Source organism: Streptomyces composti (assembly GCF_012034205.1).
Lineage (GTDB): Bacteria > Actinomycetota > Actinomycetes > Streptomycetales > Streptomycetaceae > Streptomyces > Streptomyces composti.
This window is the reverse complement of the sequence record NZ_JAATEM010000032.1, coordinates 33,033-46,226: the sequence shown is the minus strand read 5'-3', so window position 1 is coordinate 46,226 and position 13,194 is coordinate 33,033. Positions and strand designations below refer to the sequence as shown.

12 protein-coding genes are annotated in these 13,194 nt (G+C 70.6%); 2 read left to right on the top strand and 10 right to left on the bottom strand.

The features are described from left to right. Positions 1-23 precede the first annotated feature (23 nt). Positions 24-623, top strand: coding sequence for a methylated-DNA--[protein]-cysteine S-methyltransferase (locus HCJ93_RS24030; protein ID WP_167997914.1), 600 nt, complete (start codon positions 24-26; stop codon positions 621-623). 7 nt (positions 624-630) lie between these two features. Here HCJ93_RS24030 and HCJ93_RS24025 read toward each other — a convergent pair whose 3' ends face one another. The 3 genes from HCJ93_RS24025 to HCJ93_RS24015 form a co-directional block, all read right to left on the bottom strand. After that, positions 631-1,368 (bottom strand): SIR2 family NAD-dependent protein deacylase, encoded by a 738-nt coding sequence (locus HCJ93_RS24025; protein ID WP_167997882.1) that lies wholly within the window; start codon positions 1,366-1,368, stop codon positions 631-633. An 88-nt stretch (positions 1,369-1,456) separates the two neighbouring features. Then, on the bottom strand, positions 1,457-2,008 hold the full coding sequence (locus tag HCJ93_RS24020) for an NUDIX domain-containing protein (protein WP_167997881.1): 552 nt from the start codon (positions 2,006-2,008) through the stop codon (positions 1,457-1,459). Positions 2,009-2,415: 407 nt separating this feature from the next. After that, the gene (locus HCJ93_RS24015; RefSeq protein ID WP_373563608.1) at positions 2,416-3,513 is read right to left on the bottom strand and encodes an ADP-ribosylglycohydrolase family protein; all 1,098 of its coding nucleotides are present in this window, start codon (positions 3,511-3,513) and stop codon (positions 2,416-2,418) included. A gap of 323 nt (positions 3,514-3,836) precedes the next feature. Here HCJ93_RS24015 and HCJ93_RS24010 point away from each other — a divergent pair, with 323 nt between their 5' ends. Further along, complete coding sequence (locus HCJ93_RS24010; RefSeq protein WP_167997912.1) at positions 3,837-4,955, top strand: glycerate kinase; 1,119 nt, start codon at positions 3,837-3,839, stop codon at positions 4,953-4,955. Positions 4,956-5,087: 132 nt separating this feature from the next. Here HCJ93_RS24010 and pssA read toward each other — a convergent pair whose 3' ends face one another. The 7 genes from pssA to ccrA all read right to left on the bottom strand — a co-directional run bounded on the left by pssA (position 5,088) and on the right by ccrA (position 12,874). Beyond that, positions 5,088-5,903: a CDP-diacylglycerol--serine O-phosphatidyltransferase gene (gene pssA, locus HCJ93_RS24005; protein ID WP_167997911.1), complete on the bottom strand. Its 816-nt coding sequence runs from the start codon at positions 5,901-5,903 to the stop codon at positions 5,088-5,090. Positions 5,904-5,925: 22 nt separating this feature from the next. After that, positions 5,926-6,582, bottom strand: coding sequence for a phosphatidylserine decarboxylase (locus HCJ93_RS24000; protein ID WP_167997880.1), 657 nt, complete (start codon positions 6,580-6,582; stop codon positions 5,926-5,928). 170 nt (positions 6,583-6,752) lie between these two features. Then, positions 6,753-7,958, bottom strand: coding sequence for an acyl-CoA dehydrogenase family protein (locus tag HCJ93_RS23995; protein WP_167997879.1), 1,206 nt, complete (start codon positions 7,956-7,958; stop codon positions 6,753-6,755). Between the two features lie 3 nt (positions 7,959-7,961). Further along, positions 7,962-8,474 (bottom strand): MaoC family dehydratase, encoded by a 513-nt coding sequence (locus HCJ93_RS23990; RefSeq protein ID WP_167997878.1) that lies wholly within the window; start codon positions 8,472-8,474, stop codon positions 7,962-7,964. Positions 8,475-8,479: 5 nt separating this feature from the next. Beyond that, entirely contained in the window at positions 8,480-9,496 is a 1,017-nt protein-coding gene (locus HCJ93_RS23985; protein ID WP_240967800.1) for an HpcH/HpaI aldolase/citrate lyase family protein, read from the bottom strand. After that, on the bottom strand, positions 9,493-11,520 hold the full coding sequence (locus tag HCJ93_RS23980) for an ethylmalonyl-CoA mutase (RefSeq protein WP_167997877.1): 2,028 nt from the start codon (positions 11,518-11,520) through the stop codon (positions 9,493-9,495). The genes HCJ93_RS23985 and HCJ93_RS23980 overlap by 4 nt, the downstream gene beginning before the upstream one ends. Positions 11,521-11,530: 10 nt before the next feature. Next, on the bottom strand, positions 11,531-12,874 hold the full coding sequence (ccrA, locus tag HCJ93_RS23975; RefSeq protein WP_167997876.1) for a crotonyl-CoA carboxylase/reductase: 1,344 nt from the start codon (positions 12,872-12,874) through the stop codon (positions 11,531-11,533). Between the last annotated feature and the right edge of the window lie 320 nt (positions 12,875-13,194).

Here is a 13,194-nt window from a genome sequence, read left to right as displayed (position 1 = left end):
CAGGTACGGATCCCCGGATGAGGATGAAGCAACACACCGTCATCGACAGCCCCTGCGGCCCCCTCACCCTCGTCGCCGACGACGGCGTCCTCTGCGGCCTCTACATGACCGACCACCGCCACCGCCCACCCGAGGAGACCTTCGGCCCCCGCACCGGCCCCGCGGCCACCCCCTTCGCCGAGGTCCGCGACCAGCTCTCCGCCTACTTCGCCGGCGCCCTGACCTGTTTCACCGTCGAACTCCGCCCCCACGGCACCCCGTTCCAGCGCCGCGTCTGGGCCGAGCTCACCCGCATCCCCTACGGCGAGACCCGCACCTACGGCCGGCTCGCCGCCACCCTCGGCAACCCCAGGTCCTCCCGCGCCGTCGGCCTCGCCAACGGCCGCAACCCGATCAGCATCATCATCCCCTGCCACCGAGTCATCGGCTCCACCGGCAGCCTCACCGGCTACGGCGGCGGCCTCCACCGCAAACAGCAGCTGCTCGACCTGGAGCGCCACGCCCGGGGCGGTGGAACCCCGCCCGTCCCGCCTCACCCGCCCACCCTCCACCGCGCCGCGGCGACCACCGCGTGCGGCAACGCCGGCGCCGCTGACAAGCGGATCGGCGGCAACGGGGCTTGAGCAGGCGTCAGGAGGCGCTCTCGGCGGTGATCCGGCGGAGGAGGCGGGGGAGTGCGGTGCCGATGGGGGCGCGGATCACCTCGTCCGCCAGGTCGTCGTACGGCGTCGGCTCCGCGTTGACGATGATCAGGCGGGCGCCGTGGTCGGCGGCCACGCCCGCGAGACCGGCGGCGGGCTGGACCTGGAGGCTGGTGCCGGCGGCGATGAAGACCGCGCAGGCCTTGGCGATGGCGACGGCCTCGCTCAGCACCTCGGGGTCGAGCGCCTCCCCGAACATCACGGTCGCCGTCTTGAGGATGCCCCCGCACGCACGGCACGGCGGATCGTCCTCGCCCGCCTCCAGCCGGGCCAGGGCCTCCGCCAGGGAGCTGCGGGCGTGACAGGAGGTGCACACCACTGTGCGGGCGTTGCCGTGCAGCTCGAGAACCTTGCGGCCGGGCATGCCGGCCAGCTGGTGCAGTCCGTCGACGTTCTGCGTGATCACGCGCACCGGGATCCCGGAGCGCTCGAGGTCCGCGACGGCGCGGTGCGCGGCGTTGGGCTCGGCCGACAGCGTCCCGTTCTCGCGCCGCATCCGCCAGGAGCGCCGCCGGATCTCCGGGTCGCTCATGTAGTACTCGTACGTGACGAGCTTCTCCGCCTCCGGGTCGCTGCGCCACAGCCCGTTGGGGCCGCGGTAGTCGGGGATGCCGGAGTCGGTGCTGACGCCGGCGCCGGTGAGGAGGGCGACGAGGGGCTTGCTCATGGGGCGAGGGTAGGGCGGTGCGGAGCGGCGCGGCGAGCGGATACGCGGGGAGCCCGGGTTCGTCTGCCGTCCGGGACGCGGATCGCCGTCAGCGCACCGGGTTGCCGTCCTCCAGCTCGGCGGTGCCCGCGCCGGTGTCGAGCACGTCGAGCGCGGCGAGGACACGGCGGCCGAGGGCACCCGGAAGGTGAGCGGTCAGCTCCTCGCGCGGCACCAGCTTCCAGGACAGCAGCTCCTCCTCCTGCAGGTGGATCGCGGCCAGGTCCTTCTCGTCGAGCACCCCGCCGTCGTAGAGGTACGCCACCATCGGCGGCCGGCCCTCGCCGCTCACCCAGTCGACCGCCAGCAGGCGGCCCGGCTCCCGGTTCAGGCCGATCTCCTCGGCCGTCTCGCGCCGCGCACCTTGCCGCGGGGTCTCTCCGTCGTCCGACTCGATCGTGCCGCCCGGCAGCGCCCACCCCTCCCGGTAGTTCGGCTCCACCAGCAGCACCCGTCCCTGCGTGTCCCGGAACAGGGCGGCGGCCCCGGCGAAGATCCGCGGGAGGCCGGCGAGGTAGGCGGCGAAGTCCTGTGCGTCGTCGGTGCCGGAGGCCGTGGTGGTGTCGCTGGTGGTGTCGCTGGTGATGCCGGTGGTGGTCATATCGGCAGGGTAACGGCGCGCCCGGTCCTGCCTGCGGCGACGACGGCCCGCCTGCCCCGGCGCACGGCAGCACACGCCGGTCCCGTGACCGGCATCGCGCGTCGCATGCGCCCGGGCACGGACGGGCGAAGGCCGCGTACGGAACCCCGCGCTCAGTCGCGGGCCCTCGGCGGTGCACCCGGATGCCGCAGCCGTGGTCGCCGTTGGCCTCGGCGGCGCCGATGAACAGCAGGGCGTGGTGCTCCTGGCCGCGGGCCGTGGCGATGCCGCCGAGGTCCAGCCGGATCCCCCAGCGAATCCGCTGCCACCATCAGCTCCCGGTCGACGGTGCAGAGCGTCCTGACGCCGGGCCCGGAGGGGCACCGGCCCCCTCGGACCCCGGGCTTCTACGGCCTCCGCCGTCGGTCCTACGCCTCGGATCCCTGTGCCAGCCGCAGGGTGCGCTCGGCGAGTTCGCTGATGCGGACACCGTCGAAGCCGAAGACCGCGCTGCGCACGGTGTCCTCCAGGGGGTCCTTCCACTGCCGGGGGATGGCCGCGGCGCCGCACAGGACGCCCGCCACCGAGCCGGCGGTGGCCCCGTTGGAGTCGGTGTCCAGGCCGCCGCGGACGGTCAGGGCGATGGTGCGGGTGAAGTCGCCGTCGCCGTGCAGCAGTCCGGCGGTGAGCACGGCGGCATTGGGGACGACGTGGACCCAGTTCAGCCCTGCCGTCTCCGCCTCCAGCGTGTTCAGGGTCTCCTCCCAGGACAGGCCGGTCTCGTGCAGGGAGGCCACCCGGCGGACGGTGCGGGCCAGGCGGCAGCTCGGCGGGATCACCGTGAGCGCCTCCTCCACGGCGTCCCGCACCGTGGGCGCGGTGAACGCCGCCGCGATCAGCGCCGCGGCCCACATCGCCCCGTACACGCCGTTGCCGGTGTGGGACAGCACCGCGTCGCGGCGGGCCAGGGCGGCGGCCCGGCGCGGGGCGCCGGGGGAGGTCCAGCCATGGATGTCCGCACGGATCAGGGCGCCGATCCACTCCTGGTACGGGTTGTCGAACGTGGCGGTCAGCGGGGGTCTGAGGCCGCTTGCGAGGTTCCGGTAGGCGGCGCGTTCCGCGGTGAAGGTCTGCAGGTACGGCAGCCGCCGCAGCCACAGGTCGCCGACCTGCTCGGTGGTGAAGCCGAAGCCGTGGGTCTCCAGCAGGTCCAGGCCCAGGACGGCGTAGTCGACGTCGTCGTCGCGGCAGCTGCCGTGGATGCGGCCGCGCACGCACGCGCGCCACTCCGGGCGCAGATCCTCGGCCATGCCCTCGGTGAGCGGCTCGGGGATGTAGTCGGTCAGGGGGAGGGCGCCGGCCTGGCGCAGATAGCGGTCGATGCGCTGCCGTGTCCACACGTGGCCCCGCTCGACCGGCTTGCCCAGCATGTTGCCGGCGATCCGGCCGAGCCAGCCTCCGAGGATGCGGTCGGCCAGGTCCGGCTTTCCTGCCGCGGTGCGCGCGGCGGTCATGACGTCGGTCATGGCTTCGGTCTACCCCTCGCAGCGGATTCCGCACGCGGCCGGACGGCTCGCGCCGTTCAGCCCATACCGACCACGCCGCACGGGCAGGCCCGCGCGGACCACGCCGCACGGGCAGGCCCGCGCGGACCACGCCGCACGGGCAGGCTCTGACCGCCGTCCACGGGGCGGGCGGGGAATGACGGGGACGGGGAGCGAAGGTTAAGGTCACAGCGGCGCGACTGGCCCGTGCACGGCGTGCGCGGGCCCGAGTAGCGAGGGGAAGACAAGTGGCTGACGCAGTCAGCGGTACCTGGTCCGAGCAGTCGGCGCGGCCGGCTCAGCGGGTGCTCGTCGCCGCGGACAAGTTCAAGGGCTCCTTGACGGCCGTGGAGGTCGCCGAGCGGGTGGCGGCCGGGCTTCGCAGGGTCGTGCCGGGCGTCCAGGTCGAGGCGCTGCCGGTCGCCGACGGCGGCGACGGCACGGTGGCGGCGGCGGTGGCGGCGGGATTCGGGCGGCGGGAGGTGCGGGTCACCGGTCCCACCGGCGACCAGGTGACCGCGGCGTACGCGCTGCGCGAGGGCACCGCGGTCGTGGAGATGGCGGAGGCGAGCGGCCTCCAGCGGCTGCCGGAGGGCGTCCTCGCGCCGCTCACGGCGACCACGTACGGCTCGGGCGAGCTGCTGCGGGCCGCGCTGGACGCGGGTGCGCGGACCATCGTGTTCGGGGTGGGCGGCAGCGCCACCACGGACGGCGGCGCGGGCATGCTGTCCGCGCTGGGCGCGCGGTTCCTGAAGGCCGACGGGGAGCCGGTGGCGCCGGGCGGCGGCGGTCTCGCCGAACTGGCGAGCGCGGACCTGTCCGGCCTGGACGATCGGCTCTCCTCGGTCGAGTTCGTCCTCGCCAGCGACGTCGACAATCCGCTCACCGGCCCGAAGGGCGCGCCGGCGGTCTACGGCCCGCAGAAGGGGGCGTCGCCGGAGGATGTGGAACGCCTGGACGCGGCGCTGGCGCACTTCGCGAAGGTGCTGGAGGGGGAGCTGGGCGCGAAGGCCGCCGAGCTGGCCGCCTCGCCCGGCGCGGGCGCGGCCGGCGGCATCGGCTACGGCGCGCTGCTGGTCGGGGCGCGGTTCCGGCCGGGCATCGAGGTCATGCTGGACGTCCTGGGCTTCGCCCCGGCGCTGGAGCGGGCCGACCTGGTGATCACGGGGGAGGGCTCCCTGGATCAGCAGACCCTGCACGGCAAGGCCCCGGCCGGGGTGGCCTCGGCGGCACGCGCGGCGGGCAAGGAGGTCGTCGCGGTGTGCGGCCGCCTGGCCCTGCCCCCGGAGACCCTCGGCAAGGCCGGGATCCGCAGGGCCTACGCGCTCACGGACATCGAGCCGGACGTGCAGAAGTGCATCACCGAAGCGGGCCCCGTCCTGGAGCGCACGGCCGAACGGATCGCCCGCGACTTCCTGACCTGACCGTTTCCCGGCCGGCCCACCCGTCTCGGCCACCCGCGGAGGTGGCCGGGCCTTCCGGCGGGCTCGGCGCGCACCGGCACAGCAGACGGCCCCGGACCTCCATGGTCCGGGGCCGATGTGCTCGGCGAGGGGTTACGGCAGCTGGGCTGCCCGGGCCTCGCGGCGGTTGTCGCGGAAGTTGTTCACCCGGCGGGCCGTGGCGAACAGGGGGATCACCGCACCCATCACCAGCTGCAGGGCGCAGCCGGTCTGGAGGAGCAGCTGGCCGCTCGGGGCGTCGAAGGCCCAGGCGGCCAGGAGGCCCATGGACAGGACGATCCAGGTCAGCATGGCGACCGCCAGGCGGCCCCGCGGCTTCGGGTACTCGACGCGGCTCACCATCAGCCACGCGGTGCCGAGGATCGCCAGCAGCGTCGCCACGAACGGCAGCTCGAGCAGCACGATCGACACGACCGTCAGCGCCCCGAACGGCGACGGCATGCCCTGGAACGTGCCGTCCTTGACCGTCACGCAGGAGAATCTCGCCAGCCGCAGGACCACCGCGAGCAGCACCACGATCGCCCCGACCGCGGCCACCCTCTGGTGCGCGTCGTCCGCGACCATGCCGTAGACCAGCACGAAGTACGCCGGCGCCAGGCCGAAGCTGATCAGGTCCGAGAGGTTGTCCAGCTCCGCACCCATCGGCGAGCTGCGCAGCTTGCGCGCGACCAGCCCGTCGAAGAGGTCGAAGACCGCCGCACACAGCATCAGGATCACCGCGGTGGCCGCGCTGTGGCGGGCCATGCCGGTCTCCTGGCTCCCGGTGAGGTGCGGGATCAGGATGCCGGTGGTGGTGAAGTACACCGCCATGAAGCCACAGGTGGCGTTGCCCAGGGTGAGGGTGTCCGCTATCGACAGGCGCAGCGAGAGAGGCATCTCCTCCTCGTCGTCCTCGTCGGCCTCCGGCACCCAGCCGGCCTGAGTCTCCGGATCAATCACGGTCAATGCGAGTCACCCCAGCCACCGTCTTCTGCCCGACTTCGACCGCGACGTCCACGCCCTCGGGCAGGTAGATGTCGACCCGCGAGCCGAACCGGATCAGACCGATCCGCTCGCCCTGCTCGACCTTGGTGGCCTGCGGCACGTAGGGGACGATGCGGCGGGCCACCGCGCCGGCGATCTGGACCATCTCGATGTCGCCGAGCTCGGTGTCGAAGTGCCACACCACCCGCTCGTTGTTCTCGCTCTCCTTGTTGAAGGCGGGAACGAAACCACCGGGGATGTGCTCGACGGACGTGACCGTGCCGGCCAGCGGCGCGCGGTTCACGTGGACGTTGAGCGGGCTCATGAAGATGGCGACTCGGGTGCGGCCGTCCTTCCACGGCATGATGCTCTGCACCACACCGTCGGCGGGCGAGATGACCCGGCCCTGGGCGATCTCGCGCTCGGGGTCGCGGAAGAACCACAGCATCCCGGCCGCCAGCGCGGTGGCGGGAACGGCGATGGCCTTCGCCGCGCCCGAGCGGCGGGCACGCAGAAGGCTGACGGCTGCGGTGGCGACGGTCGGCAGAAGCCACGGCGATGCTCCGCGCGCGAGGCGTACGCCGGCGAGGCTGTCGCGAGGTGCAGAGTTTTGGCTGTGGGGCATGGATGACCTTCGTAGCGGATGATGCCGCGCACTTGCGGGGGACGGCGGCTTTCCGGCGATCGTAGCGGCTCCCGGCGGCAACTGGGTAAGCCAGGCAGCCGAGTCAGCGCCAGAAACGTGCATACGGGGTGTGATCCTGTTCTCCAAGAAAACACCCCGTATCCGGACATCTAGCCCTGGAACCGATACTCTTCGAGCAGTCGGCGGCCAATGATCATTTTCTGGATCTCGGCGGTGCCTTCACCGATCAGCAGCATCGGGGCCTCCCGGTAGAGGCGCTCGATCTCGTACTCCTTAGAGAAGCCGTAGCCGCCGTGGATCCGGAAGGCGTCCTCCACGACCTCCTTGCAGTACTCGCTGGCGAGGTACTTCGCCATGCCTGCCTCGAGGTCGTTTCGTTCCCCGGAGTCCTTTTTGCGTGCTGCGTTGACCATCATCGCATGCGCGGCCTCCACCTTGGTAGCCATCTCGGCCAGCTTGAACTGAATGGCCTGGTGCTGGGCGATCGGCTTGCCGAAAGTGTGACGCTGCTGGGCGTACTGGACACCGAGCTCGAAGGCACGCTGAGCGACGCCGCAGCCACGCGCCGCGACATTGACCCGGCCGACCTCGACGCCGTCCATCATTTGGTAAAAACCTCGGCCGGTGACCCCGCCGAGCACCCGATTCTCCGGAATGCGCAGGCCGTCCATGATGAGCTCGGTCGTGTCGACGCCCTTGTAGCCCATCTTGTCGATCTTGCCGGGGATGGTCAGCCCCGGACGGACCTCGCCGAAGCCCGGCTCCTTCTCCACCAGGAAGGTGGTCATCGACTTGTGCGGCGGAGTGCCCTCGGGGTGTCCTTCGTCACTTCGCACCAGAACGGCGACCAGCGAGGACGTTCCGCCGTTCGTCAGCCACATCTTCTGGCCGTTGAGGACGTACTCGTCGCCGTCCTTGACCGCCTTGGACGTGATCGCCGACACATCGGAGCCCAGGCCCGGCTCCGACATGGAGAAGGCGCCGCGGATGTCGCCGGCCGCCATCTTCGGCAGGAAGTACTCCTTCTGCTCCTGCGTGCCGTGCTGCTTGAGCATGTACGCCACGATGAAGTGCGTGTTGATGATGCCGGACACCGACATCCAGCCGCGGGCGATCTCCTCCACGCACAGCGCGTACGTGAGCAGGGACTCGCCCAGACCCCCGTACTCCTCGGGGATCATCAGACCGAACAGGCCGAGTTCCTTCAGCCCGTCGACGATCTGCTGCGGGTACTCGTCACGGTGCTCCAACTCGGTGGCGACCGGGATGATCTCCTTGTCCACGAAGTCGCGGACGGTGGCGAGAATCTCCTGCTGAACATCGGTCAGACCGGCGGTCTGGGCGAGACGGGCCATCGCTTACTTCCCCTGTTCCTTGAGCTCGGGGCGGCCCGGCTGCTCGCCGCCGCGCTCCTTGATGTACGTCTCGGTCGGCACCATCACCTTGCGGCGGAACACGCACACCAGCGTGCCGTCCTGCTTGTAGCCCTTGGTCTCCACGTGGACGATGCCGCGGTCGTTCTTCGACTTCGACGGCCACTTGTCGAGGACGGTGGTCTCGCCGTAGATGGTGTCGCCGTGGAAGGTCGGCGCCACGTGCTTGAGCGACTCGATCTCCAGATTGGCGATCGCCTTGCCGGAGATGTCCGGCACGCTCATGCCGAGCAGCAGCGAGTAGATGTAGTTCCCGACGACGACGTTCTTGCCGAAGTCCGTCGTCTTCTCCGCATAGTTGACGTCCATGTGGAGCGGGTGGTGGTTCATGGTGAGGAGACAGAACAGGTGGTCGTCGTACTCGGTGACCGTCTTGCCCGGCCAGTGCTTGTACGTCGCCCCGACCTCGAACTCCTCGTAGGTGCGTCCGAACTGCATGACGGTCAGGCCTCCGGGATCTCGAACTTCGACGTGCGCTGCATGCCGGCGGCGCGCCCCTTGCCGGCGATGACCAGGGCCATCTTGCGGCTGGCCTCGTCGATCATCTCGTCGCCGAGCATCGCCGAGCCCTTCTTGCCGCCCGCCTCGGACGTGTAGTACTCGTACGCGTCCAGGATCAGCTCGGCGTGGTCGTAGTCCTCCTGAGAGGGCGAGAAGACCTCGTTGGCGGCGTCCACCTGGCCGGGGTGCAGCACCCACTTGCCGTCGAAGCCGAGCGCGGCGGCGCGCTGGGCGACCGCGCGGAAGCCGTCCACGTTGCGGATCTGCAGGTAGGGGCCGTCGATCGCCTGCAGGTTGTTGGCGCGGGCCGCCATCAGGATCTTCATCAGGATGTAGTGGTAGGCGTCCGCCGGGTAGCCGGGCGGCTGCTCGCCGACCACCAGCGACTTCATGTTGATGGAGGCCATGAAGTCGGCCGGGCCGAAGATGATGGTCTCCAGGCGCGGGGAGGCCTGGGCGATCTCGTTGACGTTGTTCAGGCCCTGCGCGTTCTCGATCTGCGCCTCGATGCCGATGCGGCCGACCTCGAAGCCCATGGTCTTCTCGATCTGCGTCAGCAGCAGGTCGAGGGCGACGACCTGCTGGGCGTCCTGGACCTTCGGCAGCATGATGCAGTCGAGGTTCTGGCCGGCGCCCTCCACCACGGTCACCACGTCGCGGTAGGTCCACTCGGTGGTCCAGTCGTTGACCCGCACGACCCGGGTCTTGCCGGTCCAGTCGCCCTCGTTGAGGAACTTCACGATGGTGTGCCGCGCCTCCGGCTTGGCGAGCGGCGCGCAGGCGTCCTCCAGGTCCAGGAAGACCTGGTCCGCGGGGAGGCCCTGGGCCTTCTCCAGGAAGCGCGGGTTCGAGCCCGGTACCGCCAGGCAGGAACGCCGGGGGCGAAGGCGGTCGAAGGCGTTCTGCGCGGCGGAGCCGCCCGTGGCGGGGGTGGCGGCGGGCGACGGGTGGGCGGTCATGCGGGGACCTCCAGGGGGTCGAGCTTGTTGGCTTTGCGGATCTCGTCGACGATGCGGCCGATGATCCCGGTGATGTCGAAGTCCTTCGGGGTGAAGACCGCGGCCACTCCGGCCGCCCGCAGCTGTTCGGCGTCACCGCTGGGGATGATGCCACCGGCGATCACCGGTATATCTGTGGCGCCTGCCACATGCAGCCGCTGGAGCACGTCCGGCACCAGCTGGGCGTGCGACCCGGACAGGATCGACAGGCCCACCGCGTGCACGTCCTCGGCGAGCGCGGCGTCCACGATCTGCTCCGGGGTCAGCCGGATGCCCTGGTAGACCACCTCGAACCCGGCGTCGCGGGCCCGCACGGCGATCTGCTCCGCGCCGTTGGAGTGGCCGTCCAGGCCGGGCTTGCCGACCAGGAAGCGCAGCTTGCCGACGCCCAGCTCCCGGGCGGTCAGCTCCACCGTGCGGCGCACCCGGGCCAGCGCGGTGCCCTCCTCGGCGGTGACCGCGACCGGCGCGGAGGAGACGCCCGTCGGGGCGCGGTACTCGCCGAACACCTCGCGCAGGGCGCCGGCCCACTCCCCGGTGGTGACACCCGCACGGGCGCACTCCAGGGTGGCCTCCATCAGGTTCTCGGTGCCGCGGGCGGCCTCCTTCAGCCGCTCCAGCGCCTTGCAGGGGCGCGGGTGGTTGTACGGCGGCTGGTAGCGGGTGTCGCGCCACTTCTGCAGCGACTCGATCACCCGGGCCTCCACGGCCGGATCCACGGTCTGGATCGCGGTGTCCAGATCGGCGGTCAGCGGGTTGGGCTCGGTGCCCTCGAAGATGTTGACGCCGACGATCTTCTCCTCGCCGGACTCGATCCGCGCCCGCCGCTCGGCGTGCGAGGCGACCAGCTGGGACTTGAGGTAGCCGGACTCCACGGCGGCCATCGCGCCGCCCATCTCCTCGATGCGCCGCATCTCGGCGAGCGAGTCGGCGACCAGCTGCTCCACCTTGGCCTCGATCACCTTCGAGCCCTCGAAGATGTCGTCGTACTCCAGCAGGTCGCTCTCGTAGGCGAGCACCTGCTGGATGCGCAGCGACCACTGCTGGTCCCAGGGGCGGGGCAGGCCGAGCGCCTCGTTCCAGGCGGGCAGCTGCACGGCGCGGGCGCGGGCGTCCTTGGAGAGGGTGACGGCCAGCATCTCCAGCACGATCCGCTGGACGTTGTTCTCCGGCTGCGCCTCGGTCAGACCGAGGGAGTTGACCTGGACGCCGTAGCGGAAGCGGCGGTGCTTGGGGTTCTCGATGCCGTACCGCTCACGGGTGATCTTGTCCCAGATGCGGCCGAAGGCCCGCATCTTGCACATCTCCTCGATGAAGCGGACGCCCGCGTTCACGAAGAAGGAGATGCGGGCGACCACATCGCCCTTGCGCTCCTCGGGGATCTGGCCGGAGGCGAACACCGCGTCCAGCACGGCGACCGCGGTGGACATCGCGTAGGCGATCTCCTGCACCGGCGTGGCGCCCGCCTCCTGCAGGTGGTAGCTGCAGATGTTGATCGGGTTCCACTTGGGGATGTTGTTGACCGTGTAGCAGATCATGTCGGTCGTCAGCCGGAGCGACGGTCCCGGCGGGAAGACGTGCGTCCCGCGGGACAGGTACTCCTTGACGATGTCGTTCTGCGTGGTCCCCTGCAGCTTGGTGATGTCCGCGCCCTGCTCCTCGGCGACGACCTGGTAGAGCGCCAGCAGCCACATGGCGGTGGCGTTGATCGTCATCGAGGTGTTCATCTGCTCCAGGGGGATGTCCTGGAACAGCCGGCGCATGTCACCGAGGTGCGCCACCGGCACGCCGACCCGGCCGACCTCGCCGCGGGCGAGGACGTGGTCGGGGTCGTAGCCGGTCTGCGTCGGCAGGTCGAACGCGACCGACAGACCCGTCTGGCCCTTGGCGAGGTTGCGCCGGTACAGCTCGTTGGACGCCTCGGCGGTCGAGTGCCCGGCGTAGGTCCGCATGAGCCAGGGACGGTCCTTCTGACGCTCTGTCATGCCCCGGCCCTCAGACGTTCCGGAAGCGGTTGATGGCGTCGATGTGCTTGGCGCGCTTGGCGTGGTCCTTCACGCCCAGGCCCTCCTCGGGGGCCAGGCAGAGCACGCCGACCTTGCCCTGGTGCAGGTTGCGGTGCACGTCGAAGGCGGCCTGCCCGGTGTCCTCCAGGGAGTACACCTTGGACAGGGTCGGGTGGATCCTGCCCTTGGCGACCAGGCGGTTGGCCTCCCAGGCCTCGCGGTAGTTGGCGAAGTGCGAGCCGACGATCCGCTTCAGCGACATCCACAGGTAGCGGTTGTCGTACTGGTGCAGGTAGCCGGAGGTGGAGGCGCAGGTGGTGATGGTGCCGCCCTTGCGGGTGACGTAGACGGAGGCGCCGAAGGTCTCGCGGCCGGGGTGCTCGAAGACGATGTCGATGTCCTCGCCGCCGGTGAGCTCGCGGATGCGCTTGCCGAAGCGCTTCCACTCCTTGGGGTCCTGGGTGTGCTCGTCCTTCCAGAACCGGTAGTTCTCGGCGCTGCGGTTGATGATCATTTCAGCGCCCATCTTCCGGCAGATCTCGGCCTTCTCCTCGCTGGAGACGACACAGACCGGGTTGGCGCCGCCGGCCAGGGCGAACTGGGTGGCGTAGGAGCCGAGGCCGCCGCTGGCGCCCCAGATCAGCACGTTGTCGCCCTGCTTCATGCCGGCGCCGTTGCGGGAGACCAGCTGGCGGTAGGCGGTGGAGTTGACCAGGCCGGGGGCGGCGGCCTCCTCCCAGGTGAGGTGGTCCGGCTTGGGCATCAGCTGGTTGGACTTCACCAGCGCGATCTCCGCCAGGCCGCCGAAGTTGGTCTCGAAGCCCCAGATGCGCTGCTCGGGGTCGAGCATCGTGTCGTTGTGGCCGTCGGAGGACTCCAGCTCGACGGAGAGGCAGTGCGCGACCACCTCGTCGCCGGGGCGCCAGGCGTTGACGCCGGGACCGGTGCGCAGCACCACGCCGGCGAGGTCGGAGCCGATGATGTGGTACGGCAGGTCGTGCCGCTTGGCCAGCTCGCTGGTGCGGCCGTAGCGCTCCAGGAAGTTGAAGGTGGGCAGCGGCTCGAAGATCGAGGTCCACACCGAGTTGTAGTTGACCGAGGAGGCCATGACGGCCACCAGGGCCTCGCCGGGGCCCAGTTCGGGCAGCGGCACCTCGTCGAGGTGGAGCGACTTGCGCGGGTCCTTGTCGCGCGTGGAGAGGCCGGCGAACATCTCCGTCTCGTCCTTGTGCACGGTGATCGCGCGGTACGACTCGGGGAGCGGCAGATTGGCGAAGTCCTCCGACGTGGAGTCGGGCGACTGGATCGCGGCCAGGATGTCCTTGACGGTCACGTGTTGCCTCCGGCGAAGAGCGCCCTGAGGGAGGGGCGCTGAGGGTTACGTCGGTGCTGCTGAGGGTTGTGGGTGGTGCCGTCGGTTCGGCGGTGGTGCTTCGGCAGCGCTTTGTGGCGCGGGAGGTTGCCTGTGACGCAGGCGTCCGGGACGCGAAGTGGCTCGCGGGGACACCCCGGACACCTTCAAGCTATGACACCGCGTGTCACCCCGCAAGGCACTGAGTGCCAGAACTTGCTCTCAGATGAAATCTTTACGTAACAGATGAGCGATGATCGATCGAATCGGGGGTGCGAGCGGCTGCAAAACGGGCCCTGACA